Source organism: Streptomyces sp. NPDC018263 (genome assembly GCF_055562575.1).
On sequence record NZ_JBVHFA010000005.1, the window covers coordinates 162,081 to 179,300 of the forward strand.

A 17,220-nucleotide genomic window follows, 5' to 3' on the forward strand; every position below is an offset into this window, starting at 1 on the left:
TTGCGGATTGGGAGCGTGCTCAGGCCGTCATCCGTGCGTCGGTGTCGAACAGTTCGCGTTCGGCTGGGTGCAGGATGTGCTGGGTGATGAAGCTCTGGCCCGCGACCTTCCACAGGCCCCGGCCCTTGGTCAGGGCGGACACCGCCTGGGTCTCGACACCGGTCAGGCCGAGCAGGGACGCGGCGGCGGCGAGCTGGTCCGGCTCCTGGCGGTAGATGATGCGGGTGGAGCAGTCGGCCAGGAGGCCCTCGGCCAGCACCCGGCCGCGTGACCCGGCATCGCCCGCGCTGAGCAGGTCCGAGAGCCGGTGGATGACCATCAGGTTCGCGATGCCCAGACCCCGGGAGAGCTTCCACTGGCTCTGCATCCGCTCCAGCAGGCCGACGTGCCGCATCAGCCGCCATGCCTCGTCGTAGATCACCCATCGGCGACCGCCGTCGGGGTCGGCGAGTGCGGACTCCATCCAGGCGCTCGCGCAGGTCATCGCCAGGACCAGCGCGGTGTCGTCGCCCGAGCCGCCGAGGCGGGAGAGATCGATGGACAACATCGGCGTCCGCGGATCGAAGGCGACTGTCGAGGGGGCGTCGAACATGCCGCTGAGGTCACCGTGCACGAGACGGCGCAGGGCGTGCGCGAGGTCCTGGGCGGCGGACCCCAGGTGCCCGGATGTGTGGCCGAGGGCCTGGTCGAGGCGCTCGGGCGAACCGATGACGTGCGCGACGTCGCCGAGCAGCGGCACTGTGCCACGAGCGGCGGCCTCGGCGACGACCAGGTCCAGGGCGACATCCAGGGCGGTGTGCTCCATCGGCAGCAGGTCGCGCTTCAGCACGGTGCGCGCCAGGCCGGACAGCAGCAGCAGACGCCGCTTTCGGACCTCCGTCGCCCAGTCCTGTTCGCTGACCGAGGCGGGCCGGGCGGGGGCGTCCAGCGGGTTCAACCTGCCGGGGAGCCCGGGGCCCAGCGCGATGCTGTAGCCGCCGAGGGCTTCTGCGACACCGCTCCACTCCCCCTTGGGATCGCAGGGAATGTAGACGCGGTAGCCGTGGGCGATCGAGCGGGTGGCGATCGATTTCGCCAACGCCGACTTGCCCATGCCGATGATCCCGGCGAGGACGGCGTTCGGGTTCGTGAAGCCCTCGATCCGCCCGCTGTTGTACAGCGAGAACGGGTCGTAACAGAACGCGCCCTCGGCGTGGACATCCCGCCCGATGAACACCCCCTCGGCCCCGAGGCCACCCTCCGCGATGAAGGGATATGCGCTGCTGGCCGTGGCTGTGGTCATCCGGTGGGCCGGCAGGCCGAGCTTGCCGCCGCGAGCCGAGGCCGGGCCGGGGCGACCGGCCGCCGGATAGGTGGGCCGCAGTTCCGGGTCGAGTGTCTGCTCGGCGCGGTGCTTGGGCGGTGTTCCGGCGAGCCGGGCTTGGCGCCGGGCCTCCGTGAAACCGGCGCGGGCGGCCTGTTGCTCGGCCCGCGACGTCTTGCGGGGAACGAACAGGGGGGAGGCGCTGGCGCGGGTGCGGGACATGAACGTTTCTCCAGACAGGGGGCGGATCAGCGGTGGACGAGGCCGGTGAACGGCGCGTGCAGGTCGGCCGGGGTGGTGCGTCGGCGGACCAGGTGAGCGGTGCGCTGGTGGCGCTGGCAGATGGTCAGCTCCGGTGCCCCCTCGGGCAGACCCGCCCGGCACGCTTCGGGTTCGGGCACCTCGCCGGAGTCCGGCCGGGGCGCCGCGTGATAGGCGGCGTGGAGGTGCTCGGCGGCCTGCCAGATCCGGGTCCGGGCGGCGCGAAGCGGGTCGCCCTCGGCCGGAAGGAGCCGAGCGGTGCGCAGGGCGTGGGCGTCGAGCAGCCCGTGCACCGAGACGAGGTGGGCGTGCAGGGCGTCCAATTCGGCGCGGCTGGTGACGAGCGGCCCGGCGGGGAGGTTGAGCGCGCGGTGGAAGTCGAGCGCGGCGGTGGCGAAGGGCACGAAGTCCTGCGCGGTCGAACTGGCGGTGCGGGACATGAGGGTGCTCTTCCGGAGTGGGGTCGGTCAGGCGGCGAGCGCGAGCGGCATAGCGGCTGCGGTGAACGCCTCGGCCTGCTGCCAGGTCAGCGGCCGGATGTCGAGCTGGGCGCCGACGGCGGCGGTCTCCACGACCGCGCACGCGGAACGGAGTTCGTCCTCGGAGTCGGCCGAGACGGTCAGCAGCCCGGTCAGCGCGACATCGGCGTGGCCCGCGATGAGCTGGCGTTCACGCGACTTGATGTCCTGGTACTCGATCGAGTCCGCCTCGGAGTCGACCTGTCCGCGCCGGGCCCGTTCCGCGGCATCGGCGATCACGCTCGCCTTCTTGCGCTGGACGTCCCGCAGGGCGGCGTCCAGTTGCTTCGGCTCGTAGGCGAGCGACAGCGTGCGCCGGACCCCGCCGGTGAACAGGAGCTGGTGCAGGAAGCCCGCGCTCGTCTCGATCCTCGGCCAGTTCTCCACCCAGTACGTGGCGTGGACGGCCGAGTCGGTCGCGATGTGGTCCGCCTTCTCCACGACCACCACGGGGCCGGCAGCGGCGGGCTCCGCCTCGGGACGGCCGCCGGCCGACCACCGGTCGAGCGCGGCAAGGGCCTTGGGGTCGTACGCGGTGCGCACCACGGCCGCGATCTCGCGGGCGGTGAGCCAGCCGGTGGGATTCAGCCCAGCGGTCCGCGCAGCCTGATCGAAGGTTGCCGTGAGCTGCGCCAGGACGCTGAACGCGCCGGTCAGACCGCCGCCGGCCTGATTGATCAGGCGACGTGCCGCCTTGGTGTCCAGCGCCAGGGCGACGTACGCCTCGTGCGGGGCGGCTGCTGGGCCAGCGCTCTGGATCAGTTCACCGTAGATAGCGCCGGCCAGCGGTGCGTCCGGGCGGCCGTGTTCTTCCCAGTAACGGCGGAGGGCGTCGCCGGAGTCGGGGACGGTGCGCTCGATCACCTGGATCCGGGCGATCTGCCCGGTGCGGGCGAGAGCGGCCAGTGCGCGTCCCCAGCCGCCGACGTTGGCCTGCTGGGCGCCCGGGTCGAGCAGCGCGTAGGCGCGGCCGGTGACCTTGACCACCGCGGTCAGCGTCCCGCTGTGCGGGTCGTGGACCGCCCCGTAGCGTCCGTCCGGTGCGGTGACCACGCGCAGGCTGGCGGCGGTGCCGGGCAGATGGAGCAGTCCTTCGCGGGTCGGTCGGCGGGACGGCCGGGTGAGCCAGACGAGCTGGCCGCGCATCCGGCGCAGGCCGTACCGGGTGACGATCGGAGCCCAGTCCGCCAGGGCCCGGCCCCGGTGCCGGACGAAGACGAGCAGGGCGATGACGGCCCACAGCGGAACGAGCTGCAGAGCGCCGACCACGCCGCGCGAGAGGACGACGGCGAGAAGGAGAAGGCCGGTGAGCCCGCAGACGATGAGCTGCGAGGCGGTCAGGCCGAGCAGGATCCCGCGCCTGCTGCGGTGAGGGAACTTCACGGTGGGTGAGGCTTGGTGCTTGCCGGACATTGTGTTTCCAGACGGTGGGAGCGGACAGCGGAGGACGGGTGCGCGGCGCTCTTCTGGAAGTCATGGCGAGACTCCTCTGCTGATCGGTCGGGTGGGGTGGGGGCGGGCCGCAGAACACGGCCCGCCCCCGGGGTGTGGTGGATCAGGAGCCCGACGGGGGCTGCGTGGGGAACACCCAGTTCGTCGGCGTCGGAGAACCGGTGGCCGCCGGGCCGGTGGAAGCCGGAGCCACGCTGTCCGTGTAGGCAGCGGCGTGCCCTTCGGGAGCCGAACTGCCGACCAGATGATCGGAGCCGCCGGAAACGCTGTGAGCGGTCACCTCGGACCCCTGTGCTTCGCCCTCTCCGGGACGAGTGATGAGCGGTGGGACGCCGGGCCGCTGGATCAGGGCCCGGCCCTTGTCACCGGTGGCGTTCGGGTCGTCGCCGTACCGGAAGCGGGTCTGCTGCTTGGGCGGCCCGGCGTCGATGCCCTCCTTGCTGAGGGTGCCGCCGGAGGGGCTAATGCCGGATGCGACGCCGTCGGTCCCCGCACCGGGGACCTGGCTCGGCCCCTGCGGGGCGGGGCTGCCGGTGCCGGCCCGCATGGCCAGGGTGCCCGCGGTCTTCGCCGCTCCGGCGGCGACCGCCATGCCGGCGACACCGGTGCGGTGCAGGTCGTCGTGGCCGCCACCGTCGGTGGCCCAGTGGACGAACTTGTACGTCGCATACGGGCAGAGCAGTACGAGGATCATGACGACGATGCCTGCCATCGCGTCGGACAGAGCGGCCATGCCGTCGCTGGAGTTGGTCTTGCCCATGGCGGAGACGCCGATGAGGAAGACGACGGTCATCAGGAGCTTGGAGACGACCAGGGTGGCGGTGGCCTCGATCCAGCCGCGCCGCCAGCGCTTGGCGACCTCCCAGCCGCCGCCGGCCCCGGCGAACACGGCGAGGGCGACCATGATGAGCACGCCGACCTTGCGGGCGACCATGACGCCCCAGTAGAGGAAGGCGCCGATCGCGCACCCCACACCGACCAGGGCCGGGACAGCCCAGCCGAGGTCGTACAGGCTGCCCAACTGGTCGACCTTGATCACGCGGCGGATTGCGTCGTCGACGGAGGTGTTGGCCGCCTGGAACAGGCCGTCGGACAGGGCGTCGACCACGGTGATGGCGACGGTGGTGAAGGCGATGGCGGAGAAGCTGAACAGGACGCCGGTCATGGTCCCGAACGCCGCCTGCGCGAGAGCGCGTTCATCGCGCCGCCAGGCCGCGGTCACGAGCTGGATGCAGAAGATGCCGACGGTTAGGGCGAGCCCGATGGGCAGCAACAGCTCGTAGGACCCCCGGAACCATCCGGCGTTCAGGTCAATGGCGGTCGTCGCATTGACGGCCTTGGTGGCGAGGCCGGCCGCGCTGGCCGCCAGCTCGCCCGCCGACTTCGCGATCCACGCGCCGATGCCGTCGGTGACGGTCCCGGCGGGGTTGGTGGCGAAGTCGACGGCACTGCACACCTTGTCCATCAGCGGAAAGTCGCAGACTGCCATGGTGCTACCTCCTTTCTCGGACGGGGGTCAGGGCGCGACGGACGGCATGACGCCGACCAGAGCACAGGAGTGATGGGGCCGGCATTGGACCGCGAGGGTGGTGGAGCGGCTCTCCGCCCCGCCGGCGGGTGATCCCTTCCAGGCGATCGACTGCTTGCCGGAGACCGTGACCGCGTAGACGTACGCCTCGGTGATCGCGCCAGGATCCTGCTGCAGGGCCTGGGTGAAGGCGTGCGGGAAGTGACCCTCGTACGCCTTGGCCTTGGCGAACTGATGGTTGGCGGCCATCTGCTTCCACAGCGCGGCGGAAGGGACCACGTTGTCGACGGAGGCCGGGTCGGCGTACTTCGCCTCCTTGGTCAACCAGCGGTGCAGAGCCTTCTGCAGCTCGGGCTGCGAGTACGCGCGGGTGTCGTAGGACCACAGCGCTGCCGCTGCCGCCTTTCCGTACGTGATCGGGTCGTGGGTCTTCGGCGGGACGGGAAGGGCACGGGGCTGGGTGTGAGGGCCGGACGGTGCCGCAGGCGCGGAAGGTGCCGCGGGCGGACTCGGCGGTGGAGCGGGGTTGGCGGAGGGGCTCCGGCCGTCGCGCGTGAGGTATGCGGCCAGGCCGGCGAGGGCGACGAGCACCACCAGGACGACGGTGCCGAGCAGCGCCCGGCGGCGTACGCGAGATGCGCCGCCGGGGTGGGACGAGTGAGCCGGCATCAGTGGACCTTCGTCCCGAGCGTGCTGAAGAACGCGACCAGGCCGTTCGCGGCGCCCATCAGCAGGGCCGCGCCGGAGCTGACAAGCACGCCCTTCTTGCCGTTGGCCTCCGCCTGGTGGCCTCCGGAGTGGTGGCCCCAGGCCCATACCGCTGCGCTGACGGCGAGAGCGCCGACCACCGCCACGAGTCCGAAGAGGTTGATGGAGCCCATCACCTGCTTCAGGACCGAGAGGCCGGGCAGACCGCCCTCGTTCGGCGTGATACCCGGGTCGTAGGCGAGCTGGACGACCTTGTGGGAGAGAAACATGGGGAACTCCAGATCGATTGACCGCACGTCAAGGCCCGCTGAGGCGAAGCGGCGGTGTGAGGAAGGGGAAGAGGGGGAAGGGGAGAAGCGCCGGTCAGACGACTCGGCGGGCCGCGAGAATCCGCGGCTTCCAGGAGGCGACGGTCGCGATGCGGACCACGTCGCCGGTGTGCGGAGCATGGACGATCAGGCCCCGCCCGATCGCCATGCCGACGTGCTCGGGTACGGCCGCCGTCCCCCCGCTGAAGAGGAGATCACCCGGCTGAAGGGCGTCGACCGAGACGGCCTTGCCCTCCTTGACCTGCGTGTACGTGGTGCGCGTCAGGGTGACCCCGGCGGCCTTGTACGCCTGCTGCATCAGGGACGAGCAGTCGCACCGGCCCATCGGGTTCTTGCCGTGGGAGTCGGTGCAGCTCCCGCCCCACTGGTACGGGGTGCCGAGCTGGCCGAGCGCCCATCGGATCGCCGTGCGGACATTCGCAGGCGCGTTGGCGGGGATCGTGTAGTCGGCTGGCACCGCGCCGGCCGGGATGGTGCCGAAGTCCGCCCCGTCCCCGTCCGCCGCGCAGCCACCCACGGTGGTGGGTGCAGCACTTCCGGTGTCGGTCGAGCCGGACGGTGGGGCGCTGGCCTTCGGCAGCAGGGGTTCGATGGCCTTTTGCAGGGCGGTGGCCAACGGCTCCCATTTGGCGTACGCGTCGGGGAAGCCCGACCGCTGCACCGCCTGGGCCGCCTGGGCGATGGAGAGGGACTGCCAGCCGGAGACCTTCTGCAGCCCCTCGTAGAACTTGGTTGAAGCGTGCACCGGGTCGAGGATCTGGCTCGCCGTACCCCAGCCCTGCGACGGACGCTGCTGGAACAGGCCGAGGCTGTCGCGGTCGCCGTACGTCAGGTTCCGAAGGCCGCTCTCTTGCAGGGCGGTCGCCAGGGCCACGACCTGCCCCCGGGCCGGGATGTTCATCGCGACGCCCGTGGCCTGGATCGTCTTGGCGTTGGGCACCTGTTCGGCCGGGTCCTCCAGACCTGATACGGACACCGAACCCGTGTCGCCGCCGTCCAGGACGGCCTTCACCTGCTTGGCGACGGCAGCGGTATCCACCGCCTGTGCACCGCTGGTCGAGCAGGAGGCCGATGCGGTCCCGGCGCCAATGGCGAGAATCGGAACGGCCAGCAGCAGCGGGGCGGTTGCGCAGAGACCGACGACGGCTCCGGTGGTCTTCTTCATCGCCTTCGCCGTTCACCGAGGCGGCGGTGCGGGCCGGGTGACGGCGTTGCGTCGGGGCGCGGGTGTATCAGGGCATGCTGCATCGCAGCGGCTCCTCGGTGTTCGTGGGAGACGCGGTGCCGACTTCTCGTGCAAAGCCGTCGGCACCGCGCCGATGTGCATCCGCCCCTGAGGCGGGCCCGGGTCAGGGGAGTTGGTGGCTCCCGGACTCCGGTCCTCGTTCACGCGCGGCAGCCAGCCGCGCTCGTAATCTCAGGCAGAGCACCGTGACTCCTGACGGGGTGCGGGAAGGAGGAGGGCAACGTGCCTTCCACCCCGTTCGACTGGACGAGACGGCACGGATAGACACAGGTCAGCGGGGGTGGAGCGAGGCTCTGCCCGGTGACACGGCGAGACAGTAGACCGGGATTCCGGCCGCACCAAACGACTCACCAGCCCCAGTTGCTGGGGCGGTCCGCCTCGTTAGGTCCGGCCGGAGATCGCCTCTAACCTGCGGCACAACCCCGCCCCGGAAGAACGCCGTTGACGGCTGCCCGGAGTGGCCCCAACCCCGCCGTGCCCTGAGAGAGGCCCGTTCCATGAGCTACACGCTGCACCGAGGCGACGCCCTGACCGTCCTGAAGTCCCTCCCGGACGAGAGCGTCAACGCCGTGATCACCGACCCCCCGTACAACTCCGGCGGACGCACCAGCTCGGACCGCACCGGTCGTACCGCGCGCGCCAAGTACGTCACCAGCAACAGTGCCCACGACCTCGCCAATTTCCCCGGTGAGAACCGCGACCAGCGCTCGTATAGGAGCTGGCTGACCGATCTGCTCACCGAGGCGTACCGGGCCTCGACCGAGCACGCGGTCGCGATGGTCTTCACCGACTGGCGCCAGGAACCGACCACGACCGACGCCCTGCAGATGGCCGGGTGGACCTGGAGCGGCACCATCCCGTGGATCAAGCCCGCCAGTCGGCCCCGAAAGGGCGGCCCGAAGCAGGACTCCGAGTTCATCGTCTGGGGCGTCAAGGGATCCCTTGACAACACCCGCGACCTCTACCTGCCCGGCCACTACATCGCCTCCCAGCCCCGCAAGGGCCGGGTTCACATCACCCAGAAGCCGGTCGAGATCATGCAGCAGCTCGTGCAGGTCTGCCCCGAAGGCGGCACCGTGCTCGACCCCTTCACCGGCAGCGGCTCTACGGGCGTCGCGGCCCTGCGCGAAGGACGCAGTTTCGTGGGCGTCGAGCTGTCCGCGCACTACGCCGACGTCGCCGAGCAGCGGCTCCGCGCCGAGCTGACGAAGGACGACTTCGACCTGGCCGGACCGGGGTTCTGATCATGAGAGCGGACAGAGCCAGGGCCGGCGGGCCGCAGACGCCAAAGGGCGGCTGGTGCATCGAGTAACCGATGCACCAGCCGCCCTTCTCGTTGCGTCAGGCCGCCTCGAACGCCCGCCGGATCAGCGGCGCCGCCTTCTCCAGGTCGGCCGCCGAGGCAAGGCGGACCTCCAGATCGCCGGTCCCGAGGTGCCCGATGCCGCGCATGTCCCGGGTGAAGCCCTCCTCCAGCTCGACCGAATCCGGGTCGAGTCTGAGGTACATCAGGATCGCCTCATGCTTCGGGCGGAAGATCACCGATGCCATGTTCACCAACCGCCGGTAGGCGATGTAGTGCCGCAGCGGTGCGACCTCCACCTCGCCCCACGCCGTGAGCGCCTCGTCCAGCTCCCCGTACAGGGCACGGAGGCACTGGGGAACGAGACCCGCACCGGTCGACGAAGCAACCATTGGCGCCTCCAACACGCTCTCGAACGCCGTCTTCCGTTCCCGGCTCCGCCGTGACGAAGCCACGCTTGGCGCGCCAGGCGAGGAATCGACGAGCAGCAGACCCAGAAGGTCACCGTCGAAGATCCGGTAACGCACCAGGTCGATCCGCTCGGGCACCCGCTGCACGGCCACCCGGTCGTGGTGCGAAAAGCCGGCCGCGATGCAGATCAGCCGAGGACGACGCCAGTCGACAGATCCGGCGGCCTCCGCTCCCAGCACGGTCCGCACGAGCGCCTCGAACTCATGCGGGGCCGACTCCAGCCAGGACAGATATGAGAGAGCCTGCGACAGAACCCCGCTGTCGGAGCCCTTCTTGAACTCGATCACCACCGGGCTGCCGTTCTCGTCCAGCCCCAGGGTGTCGATCCGCCCCCGGTGCCACGGACCGGTCGGGTACTCCGACGCCAGGAACCGAATGCCGAGCATCTGCTCTAGCCCGGCCTCGACCCGCCGCTGCAGCTCCACCTCCAGCGCCACCGTCGAACCGGACAGCTCGACATCCCGCCCATCCGCGTCCTGTCGGAACAACATCAGCTCGGCCACCAGCGCCCCCTCCCGCGATCTACGCAAGAAGACCAATCGACGGCGGTCTCGGGATATTCCACGTCAGGGCCTCCGACGTGCAGGTTTCCCTAGCTCCCGGGCTTGTCCGCGTTCGCGAACTGGAGTCACCTCGGAGGCGAGCGGTTGTTCAGTATCGACAAGTGTGTGAGAACGCGTAACCCGCCGAGCATCTGAGGCGGCAGTGCGTCGGCAGGCGGTCACCACGTCCTGAACGATGCCGCCCTCCGGTGGACAGCCGGTGGACAGACGCCTTTGGACGGGGCAGCATGGGGTAGCGCGTGGAAACCCGTCGCGCATGGTCTGATCAGGTAAAACGTCACGAGCCCGCATCACAAGGCACGACGCGACATGACTGCTCTCGGTCTTGTAATGCGTAGGTCGTCGGTTCGAATCCGACAGGGGGCTCTGGAAAGGCTCAGGGCAGACACCATCTGACCTGGGCCTTTGCGGTTTCTGTGCTCTATCGACGTGTTAGCAAGGAGAAGTGCTGTGCCTCTGGTGTCAGTCGTGATGCCCGTGTACAACTCGGCGGCCACTCTGGGCGCGGCGGTCCGGTCGGTGCTCACGCAGACGCACAGTGATCTGGAGTTGCTGGTCACGGACGACAAGTCCACGGACGACTCCATGGACCTGCTCATGGAGTTCGCCCGGCAGGACGAGCGTGTGCTGCCGCGGTCGGCGCCCGAGCAGGGCGGTGCCGGCCGGGCGCGCAACCTCGCCATCGAGCGGGCGCGGGGCGACTACGTCGCCTTCCTCGACAGCGACGACATGTGGCTTCCGGAGAAGACCGAGCGGCAGGTCGCGTTCGCCGCCGCCGGGGACGCGCCTCTGACCTTCACGTCCTATTACAAGATGGACGCGGACCACGACGGCGAGAGCACCGAGTTCGTCCCCAACGGGCGCGTGGTCCGTGCGCGGGAACACGTGGACTACCGCGCGATGCTGGTGCGGGACCACATAGGCGCACTGACCGCCATGTACGACCGCAATGTCCTGGGCACCAGGCTGATGCCGGAGATGCGGAAGCGGCAGGACTACGCCCTGTGGCTGTCGATCATGCGCGACGGCGCCGACGCCCGGGGCCTTGCCGAGCCGCTCGCGGTGTACCGCGCCCACCAGGCGACCTCGCTGTCCTCCAACAAGCTCTCCCTGGTGCCGTACAACTGGGAGCTGTACCGCGAGCACGAAGGACTGTCGGTGCCACGGGCGACGCGGGCGCTGGCCGGCGCCGTGTGGCAGTCGCTGCGCAACTCGCGGATCTAGGTTCCGCTGTAAAAGCCCGAAAAGTCGGAAAAGGCCGCCCGCACCGGTGAGGTGGGGGCGGCCTTCGGGGTTTCCGCGGGGGGTCAGGCCGGTGTCAGCAGGGACGTGAGGGCCTCGCGGAGGACCGTGTCCGGGTCCGCCGCCGCGCTGGTCGCGCGCCAGGCGACGAAGCCGTCGGGGCGGACGAGGACCGCGCCGTCGGCGGTGGTGCCGTGGGCGGTGGCCCAGTCGGAGCCCTCCGTGTCGTAGGTGAGGTCGGCGTCCGGGCCGGGGCCGACGCGGTAGGCGTCGAGGGCGATGCCGTCCTCCGCCGCGACGCGGCGGGCCGCCGCGTACCAGCCGGCGTCGTCGGGGGCGTCGGTGAGGAGGACCATCGAGCGCTCGTACAGGTCGAGGGTGGAGAGGCGCAGGCCGCCCCGGCGGAGCCAGAGGTGCGGCGCACGGCTGCCGGGGCGGCCGTCGAGGGCGAGGGCGTCCGGGACGACCTCGGCGTAGGGGTCGGCGCCGAGGACGGCGCCGGCCGGGTAGCGGTAGCCGAGGACCACGTTGAGGATGCCGCCGCGCTTGGCGCCGCCCACGCCGGGGGCCGGGGCGAAGCCGGGGTGGCTGTGCTCGACGGAGCGGGCCGAGGCGCGGGCGCTGGTGGCGGCCGCGACCGGGCGGCGCTCGGCGCCGTAGGTCTCCAGCAGGCCGGGGCCCGCCCAGCCGGACAGCACGGCAGACAGCTTCCAGGCCAGGTTGTGGGCGTCCTGGATACCGGTGTTGGAGCCGAACGCGCCGGTCGGGGACATCTCGTGGGCGGAGTCGCCGGCGAGGAAGACCCGGCCCGAGGAGTACAGGTCGGCGACGCGTTCGGCGGCACGCCAGGAGGCCATACCGGTGATCTTCACGTCGAGTTCGTCCACGCCCACCGCCCGGCGGATGTGGTCGCGCAGCCGCTCCTCGGTGAAGTCGTCCAGCGTCTCGCCGCGCTCGGGGTGCCAGGGCGCGTGGAAGACCCAGTTCTCCTTGTTGTCCACGGGCAGCAGCGCGCCGTCCGCGTCCGGGTGGGTGAGGTAGCAGCAGATGAAGCGCCGGTCGCCGACCACGTCGGCCAGCGCGCGGGACCGGAAGGTGACGCTGACGTTGGCGAACAGGTCACCGGGCCCGCTCTGCCCGATGCCGAGGGCACGCCGTACGGGACTGCGCGGGCCGTCGGCGGCGACGAGGTAGTCCGCGCGGACGGTGAACCGCTCCTCGGTGTTCCGGTCGAGGACCGTGGCCGTCACTCCGTCGGCACCCTGCTCGAAGGACTCCATCTGGTGGAAGTACCGGAGGTCTCCGCCGAGTTCGCGCGCGCTGTCCAGCAGCACCGGCTCCAGGTCGTTCTGGCTGCACAGGCACCAGGCCGTGGGGCTGAACCGGGCCAGACCGCCGCCGGGGTCGATGTTCCTGAACAGCCACTCCCCGGCGTCACCCACGAGGGTGGGCGTCTGGAGGATGCCGTGGTTGTCGGCGAGCAGCGAGGCCGCCGCCTTGATGTCCGGCTCGACCCCGGCGACCCGGAACAGCTCCATCGTGCGGACGTTGTTGCCGCGTCCACGCGGGTGGATCGAGGTCCCTGAGTGCCGTTCGACGAGCATGTGCCGCACACCGAGACGGCCCAGGAACACGGACATGGACAGGCCCACCAGTGAGCCGCCCACGATGAGGACGGGGACCCGGTGGTCGGCTTTCTGATGCATCGAAGCCTCCAGTGGCTGGGGGTGGGCGCGTGGGGCGCCTCGGACTCTTCCTTCCCGGTGACGGCGGCTCCGCGTGCCCAATCACCCACGTGGTTCACAGGAGTCGCGGGCTTGTGGGGACCGGCACAGGATCAAGGAACGCTGCCGGGCCCGATCGAAGGGCGGCACCGGTTCTGCCCCGCGAAGGAGATGTGTGCAGGATGACCACCACGTCTGAACGTCCCTCAGAAACGCCGGCACGCGAGATGTCCAGGCGTGTCTCCCAGTCCGTGTTCGACGGCTCCCCGCTGCGGGTCGTCCTTCTGGTCGACGTGTACGACGGCGCGCAGCAGCAGTTCCTGGAGGCGTACGAGCAGCTCTGCGCCCAGGTCGCGCAGGTTCCCGGTCACGTCAGCGACCAGCTCTGCCAGTCCATCGAGAACCCCTCGCAGTGGCTCATCACCAGCGAGTGGGAGAGCGCCCCGCCGTTCCTCACCTGGGTGAACAGCGAGGAGCACGTGCACATGGTGGAGCCGCTGCACTCCTGCGTGCGCGACACCCGTTCGCTGCGCTTCCACATCGTCCGCGAGACGGGCGGCCCGGCCGTCCCCGCCGAGTCGGCCCCCGGCCGCCGCCTCCAGGCGCACCCGCGCATCGGTGACGGGGTCATCCGGCACGCGCTCACCTTCACCGTGAAGCCCGGCACCGAGGAGAAGGTCGCGGCGATCCTCGCGGACTACGCCTCGCCGAAGGCCCGCGTGGACGACACCACGCAGCTTCTGCGGACCTCGCTGTTCATGCAGGGCAACCGGGTGGTGCGGGCCATCGAGGTGCGCGGCGACCTGCTGGCCGCGCTGCGGCACGTGGCCCGGCAGCCCGAGGTGCGGGCGGTCGAGGAGGCCATCAACCCCTACCTGGAGCAGGACCGGGACCTGGACGACCAGGAGTCGGCCCGGATGTTCTTCACCCGTGCGGCGCTCCCCGCGGTGCACCACGTGGTCGCCGACGACCAGGCGGAGGGCAACCGCCTCGCGCTGTTCTACCCGGCCCGCGCCGGCCAGGGCATGCGGCTGGCCGAGCTGATCTCCCAGCACGACCAGGTCGCGGCCGACGACCCGGCGAGCGCGGTGCTGCGCAGCACGGTCTTCCAGCGCGACGACGTGGTGGTGCGCCTGGTGGACGTACGCGGAAAGAACGTCGACGCGCTGCCCGCCGACGCGGCCGCGGCCGCCGAGCTGCGCACGCTGCTGGACGGCGAGGTCGCCCGGATGGACCTCGTCACCGACCGCCGCGCCTCGGACGCCTGATCCGGTGGCCGCCTCTCACCCCGCAACCGCCGACGCGGCACATTCCACGGAGGAAACTGTGATCCAACACCGTCCCAAGATCATCGACCTGAAGGACACCGAGCACAACACCCGGCGCGGTGGCGACCTGCGCGCCATGCTGACCCCGGCGACGGTCGGTTCCACCAGCGGTTTCATGGGCGTGGCCATCGTGCAGCCCGGCGACCGCATCGGCGAGCACTACCACCCGTACTCCGAGGAGTTCGTGTACGTGATCTGCGGCCGGCTGGAGGTGGACCTCGACGGCGAGGCGCACCCCCTCAAGCCGGAGCAGGGCCTGATGATCCCCGCCCACATGCGGCACCGCTTCCGCAACGTGGGTGACGAGGAGGCGCGTCTCGTCTTCCACCTGGGTCCGCTGGCCCCGCGCCCGCAGCTCGGTCACGTGGACACCGAGGAGACGGACGTGATCGGGGCCGCCGCGGTGGTGACCGAGGCCGGTGGTGCCGTTGCCGCCGGCCGGGACCAGGTGCGCTCATGACCCGGCGGGTGGCGGTCACGGGCATAGGCATCGTGGCTCCGGGCGGGATCGGTACGCCCGCGTTCTGGGACCTGCTGTCCAACGGCCGGACCGCGACGCGCGGCATCACCTTCTTCGACCCCTCGGGGCTGCGGTCACGGATCGCCGCCGAGTGCGACTTCGACCCGGCGGCCTACGGACTCGACGCCGAGCAGGTGCAGCGGGCGGACCGGTACATCCAGTTCGCGCTGGTGGCGGGCGACGAGGCGGTGCACGACTCGGGGCTGGACCTCGCGGCGGAGGACCCGTGGCGGATCGCGGTGTCGGTCGGCACCGCGGTCGGCGGCACCACCCGGCTGGAGAACGACTATGTGCTGGTCAGCCATGGCGGCCAGCGCTGGGATGTGGACCACACCCAGGCCCGGCCCGAACTTCACCGGGCGTTCTCGCCCAGCACGGTCGCCTCGTCGGTGGCCGAGCGGTTCGGCGCGCGGGGCCCGGTGCAGACGGTGTCCACGGGCTGCACCTCGGGCCTGGACGCCGTCGGGTACGCCTTCCACACCGTGCAGGAGGGCCGGGCGGACATATGCCTGGCCGGTGCCTCCGACTCGCCGATATCCCCGATCACGATGGCGTGCTTCGACGCGATCAAGGCGACCTCCCCGAACAACGACGACCCGGCGCACGCCTCCCGCCCCTTCGACAACGACCGTGACGGATTCGTCATGGGCGAGGGCGGCGCGGTGCTGGTACTGGAGGAGCTGGAGCACGCCCGGGCCCGCGGTGCGCACGTGTACTGCGAGCTGAGCGGGTACGCCACGTTCGGCAACGCGTACCACATGACCGGTCTGACCCCCGAGGGCCTGGAGATGGCCCGCGCGATCGAGACCGCCATGGACCAGGCCCGGATCGACCCGACCGCGATCGACTACGTCAACGCGCACGGTTCCGGCACCCGGCAGAACGACCGCCACGAGACGGCCGCGGTGAAGCGGGCGCTCGGGCAGCACGCCTACGACACCCCGATGAGCTCCATCAAGTCGATGGTGGGGCACTCCCTCGGGGCGATCGGGGCCATCGAGGTGGTGGCGTGTGTGCTGGCGCTCGCCAAGCAGGCCGTCCCGCCGACCGCGAACTACACGACCCCCGATCCCGAGTGCGACCTGGACTACGTCCCGCGCGAGGCACGGGAGCGGAAGCTGAACGGCGTGCTCTCCGTGGGCAGCGGGTTCGGCGGTTTCCAGTCCGCGGTGATCCTGACCCGGCCGAGGGAGTGAGGACACGATGAGCGCAACCGAGGAACGGCGCGCGGCCGTCACCGGTATCGGGGTGGTCGCGCCGAACGGCATCAGCACCGAGACCTTCTGGAAGTCCACCCAGGAGGGCATCAGCGTCCTGGACCGGGTGACCCGCGAGGGCTGCCAGGACCTGCCGCTGAAGGTGGCGGGCGAGGTCCGCGAGTTCGACCCCGGCGTGGTCGAGGAACGCTTCCTGGTGCAGACCGACCGGTTCACGCACTTCGCCATGGCGGCGGCGGACCTGGCCCTGGAGGACGCCCGGCTCGGACAGGCCGACACGGCGGCCGACCCCTTCTCCATCGGGGTGGTCACCGCCTCCGGCTCCGGCGGCGGCGAGTTCGGCCAGCGCGAGCTCCAGCAGTTGTGGGGCAAGGGCAGCCGGTTCGTCGGCCCGTACCAGTCCATCGCGTGGTTCTACGCGGCCAGCACCGGCCAGATCTCCATCCGGCGCGGCCTCAAGGGGCCCTGCTCGGTGGTCGCCTCCGACGAGGCGGGCGGTCTGGACGCCCTCGCGCACGCCGCCCGCGCGGTCCGCCGGGGCACCGATGTGATGGTGGCCGGCTCCACCGAGGCGCCGCTCGCGCCGTACTCGGTGGTCTGCCAGCTCGGGTACGGGGAGCTGAGCTCTCAGAGCGACCCGGCCCGCGCCTACCGCCCCTTCACCGACGCGGCGTGCGGGTTCGTGCCCGCCGAGGGCGGGGCGATGCTCGTCATCGAGGCGGAGCGGTCCGCGCGGGAGCGCGGGGCCGAGGTCCGGGCGTACGTCGCGGGACACGCGGCGACGTTCACCGGGGCCTCCCGCTGGGCCGAGTCCCGCGAGGGGCTGGCGCAGGCCATCCGGACCGCGCTGGCCGAGGCCCGGTGCGCGCCGGAGGAGGTCGACATGGTCTTCGCCGACGCCCTCGGGGTGCCGGAGGCGGACCGTGCCGAGGCGCTGGCGCTGGTGGACGCGCTCGGCGAGCACGGGCGCCGGGTGCCGGTGACGGCGCCGAAGACCGGTATCGGCCGCGGCTACTGCGCGGCACCGGTGCTGGACGTGTCGGCGGCGGTGCTGGCGATGGAGCACGGCCTGATCCCGCCGACGCCGAACGTGGTGGACGTCTGCCACGACCTGGACCTCGTGACCGGGAGCGCCCGCGTGGCCGAGCCGCGCACGGCGCTGGTCCTCAGCCGGGGCCTCATGGGGTCGAACGCGGCGCTGGTGCTGCGGCACGGCGCCCAGTAGGCGAACAGCAAAGGAGAGAACGGCATGAACGCGCAGATCACCGAAGAGCAACTGGCCGCCCTGATGAAGAAGGCGGCGGGCATCACCGTCGCCCCGGAGCTGCTGCGGGAGCAGCCGGACACCCCGTTCGAGACGCTGGGGCTCGACTCGCTCGGCCTGCTGGGCATCGTCGGCGAGCTGGAGAACCGGCACGGCACCCCGATGCCCCCGGACGCCGAGCGCTGCAAGACGCCGCAGGCGTTCCTCGACCTCGTCAACAGCGCACTGATGGCAGGAGCCTGA

The 17,220-nt window shown here is 71.1% G+C and carries 16 protein-coding genes; 7 read left to right on the plus strand and 9 right to left on the minus strand.

All coding sequences use genetic code 11. From position 1 onward, the window contains the following. Positions 1–19: 19 nt before the first annotated feature. The 7 genes from ACZ3HQ_RS16330 to ACZ3HQ_RS16360 all read right to left on the minus strand — a co-directional run bounded on the left by ACZ3HQ_RS16330 (position 20) and on the right by ACZ3HQ_RS16360 (position 7,264). Positions 20–1,525 (minus strand): ATP-binding protein, encoded by a 1,506-nt coding sequence (locus ACZ3HQ_RS16330; RefSeq protein WP_467511393.1) that lies wholly within the window; start codon positions 1,523–1,525, stop codon positions 20–22. Between the two features lie 26 nt (positions 1,526–1,551). Beyond that, positions 1,552–2,004 (minus strand): DUF6238 family protein, encoded by a 453-nt coding sequence (locus ACZ3HQ_RS16335; protein ID WP_467511395.1) that lies wholly within the window; start codon positions 2,002–2,004, stop codon positions 1,552–1,554. A gap of 27 nt (positions 2,005–2,031) precedes the next feature. Continuing rightward, a complete protein-coding gene (locus ACZ3HQ_RS16340; RefSeq protein ID WP_467511397.1) occupies positions 2,032–3,495 on the minus strand; it encodes an SCO6880 family protein in 1,464 nt (487 codons plus the stop codon). Positions 3,496–3,637: 142 nt separating this feature from the next. After that, entirely contained in the window at positions 3,638–5,023 is a 1,386-nt protein-coding gene (locus tag ACZ3HQ_RS16345; RefSeq protein WP_467511399.1) for an SCO6881 family protein, read from the minus strand. A gap of 27 nt (positions 5,024–5,050) precedes the next feature. Continuing rightward, the gene (locus tag ACZ3HQ_RS16350; RefSeq protein ID WP_467511401.1) at positions 5,051–5,731 is read right to left on the minus strand and encodes a hypothetical protein; all 681 of its coding nucleotides are present in this window, start codon (positions 5,729–5,731) and stop codon (positions 5,051–5,053) included. Next, positions 5,731–6,039 carry a DUF6112 family protein gene (locus ACZ3HQ_RS16355; RefSeq protein WP_467511403.1) on the minus strand — a complete coding sequence of 103 codons (309 nt, stop codon included), beginning with the start codon at positions 6,037–6,039 and terminating at the stop codon, positions 5,731–5,733. The genes ACZ3HQ_RS16350 and ACZ3HQ_RS16355 overlap by 1 nt, the downstream gene beginning before the upstream one ends. 94 nt (positions 6,040–6,133) lie before the next feature. Then, entirely contained in the window at positions 6,134–7,264 is a 1,131-nt protein-coding gene (locus ACZ3HQ_RS16360) for a C40 family peptidase (RefSeq protein WP_467511405.1), read from the minus strand. Positions 7,265–7,842: 578 nt separating this feature from the next. Here ACZ3HQ_RS16360 and ACZ3HQ_RS16365 point away from each other — a divergent pair. Next, entirely contained in the window at positions 7,843–8,589 is a 747-nt protein-coding gene (locus tag ACZ3HQ_RS16365; RefSeq protein ID WP_467511407.1) for a DNA-methyltransferase, read from the plus strand. Positions 8,590–8,686: 97 nt separating this feature from the next. On the opposite strand, the gene ACZ3HQ_RS16370 is transcribed toward ACZ3HQ_RS16365, so the two are convergent. Further along, positions 8,687–9,622, minus strand: coding sequence for a DUF5655 domain-containing protein (locus ACZ3HQ_RS16370; protein ID WP_467511409.1), 936 nt, complete (start codon positions 9,620–9,622; stop codon positions 8,687–8,689). A gap of 510 nt (positions 9,623–10,132) precedes the next feature. Between ACZ3HQ_RS16370 and ACZ3HQ_RS16375 the strand changes: the two genes are divergently transcribed. Next, a complete protein-coding gene (locus ACZ3HQ_RS16375) occupies positions 10,133–10,906 on the plus strand; it encodes a glycosyltransferase family 2 protein (protein ID WP_467511411.1) in 774 nt (257 codons plus the stop codon). Between the two features lie 83 nt (positions 10,907–10,989). Here ACZ3HQ_RS16375 and ACZ3HQ_RS16380 read toward each other — a convergent pair whose 3' ends face one another. Beyond that, positions 10,990–12,630, minus strand: coding sequence for an FAD-dependent oxidoreductase (locus ACZ3HQ_RS16380; protein WP_467511413.1), 1,641 nt, complete (start codon positions 12,628–12,630; stop codon positions 10,990–10,992). A gap of 200 nt (positions 12,631–12,830) precedes the next feature. Between ACZ3HQ_RS16380 and ACZ3HQ_RS16385 the strand changes: the two genes are divergently transcribed. Genes ACZ3HQ_RS16385 through ACZ3HQ_RS16405 form a run of 5 tightly spaced genes read left to right on the plus strand, consistent with a single transcriptional unit; the run spans position 12,831 to position 17,220 of the window. Further along, positions 12,831–13,916, plus strand: coding sequence for a SchA/CurD-like domain-containing protein (locus ACZ3HQ_RS16385; protein WP_467511415.1), 1,086 nt, complete (start codon positions 12,831–12,833; stop codon positions 13,914–13,916). A 58-nt stretch (positions 13,917–13,974) separates the two neighbouring features. After that, on the plus strand, positions 13,975–14,436 hold the full coding sequence (locus ACZ3HQ_RS16390; RefSeq protein WP_229918926.1) for a cupin domain-containing protein: 462 nt from the start codon (positions 13,975–13,977) through the stop codon (positions 14,434–14,436). Further along, positions 14,433–15,692 carry a beta-ketoacyl-[acyl-carrier-protein] synthase family protein gene (locus ACZ3HQ_RS16395; RefSeq protein WP_030804488.1) on the plus strand — a complete coding sequence of 420 codons (1,260 nt, stop codon included), beginning with the start codon at positions 14,433–14,435 and terminating at the stop codon, positions 15,690–15,692. The genes ACZ3HQ_RS16390 and ACZ3HQ_RS16395 overlap by 4 nt, the downstream gene beginning before the upstream one ends. A 7-nt stretch (positions 15,693–15,699) precedes the next feature. Then, on the plus strand, positions 15,700–16,938 hold the full coding sequence (locus ACZ3HQ_RS16400) for a ketosynthase chain-length factor (RefSeq protein WP_467511417.1): 1,239 nt from the start codon (positions 15,700–15,702) through the stop codon (positions 16,936–16,938). Positions 16,939–16,962: 24 nt separating this feature from the next. Then, on the plus strand, positions 16,963–17,220 hold the full coding sequence (locus ACZ3HQ_RS16405; RefSeq protein WP_467511419.1) for a phosphopantetheine-binding protein: 258 nt from the start codon (positions 16,963–16,965) through the stop codon (positions 17,218–17,220).

What these genes read in the sequence shown, in the direction of transcription:
- ACZ3HQ_RS16340 (WP_467511397.1), bottom strand. Translation starts at nt 3,495, where the DNA reads ATGTCCGGCAAGCACCAAGCCTCACCCACCGTGAAGTTCCCTCACCGC.
- ACZ3HQ_RS16355 (WP_467511403.1), bottom strand. Translation starts at nt 6,039, where the DNA reads ATGTTTCTCTCCCACAAGGTCGTCCAGCTCGCCTACGACCCGGGTATC.
- ACZ3HQ_RS16350 (WP_467511401.1), bottom strand. Translation starts at nt 5,731, where the DNA reads ATGCCGGCTCACTCGTCCCACCCCGGCGGCGCATCTCGCGTACGCCGC.
- ACZ3HQ_RS16395 (WP_030804488.1), top strand. Translation starts at nt 14,433, where the DNA reads ATGACCCGGCGGGTGGCGGTCACGGGCATAGGCATCGTGGCTCCGGGC.
- ACZ3HQ_RS16385 (WP_467511415.1), top strand. Translation starts at nt 12,831, where the DNA reads ATGACCACCACGTCTGAACGTCCCTCAGAAACGCCGGCACGCGAGATG.
- ACZ3HQ_RS16360 (WP_467511405.1), bottom strand. Translation starts at nt 7,264, where the DNA reads ATGAAGAAGACCACCGGAGCCGTCGTCGGTCTCTGCGCAACCGCCCCG.
- ACZ3HQ_RS16365 (WP_467511407.1), top strand. Translation starts at nt 7,843, where the DNA reads ATGAGCTACACGCTGCACCGAGGCGACGCCCTGACCGTCCTGAAGTCC.
- ACZ3HQ_RS16345 (WP_467511399.1), bottom strand. Translation starts at nt 5,023, where the DNA reads ATGGCAGTCTGCGACTTTCCGCTGATGGACAAGGTGTGCAGTGCCGTC.
- ACZ3HQ_RS16405 (WP_467511419.1), top strand. Translation starts at nt 16,963, where the DNA reads ATGAACGCGCAGATCACCGAAGAGCAACTGGCCGCCCTGATGAAGAAG.
- ACZ3HQ_RS16400 (WP_467511417.1), top strand. Translation starts at nt 15,700, where the DNA reads ATGAGCGCAACCGAGGAACGGCGCGCGGCCGTCACCGGTATCGGGGTG.
- ACZ3HQ_RS16380 (WP_467511413.1), bottom strand. Translation starts at nt 12,630, where the DNA reads ATGCATCAGAAAGCCGACCACCGGGTCCCCGTCCTCATCGTGGGCGGC.
- ACZ3HQ_RS16330 (WP_467511393.1), bottom strand. Translation starts at nt 1,525, where the DNA reads ATGTCCCGCACCCGCGCCAGCGCCTCCCCCCTGTTCGTTCCCCGCAAG.
- ACZ3HQ_RS16335 (WP_467511395.1), bottom strand. Translation starts at nt 2,004, where the DNA reads ATGTCCCGCACCGCCAGTTCGACCGCGCAGGACTTCGTGCCCTTCGCC.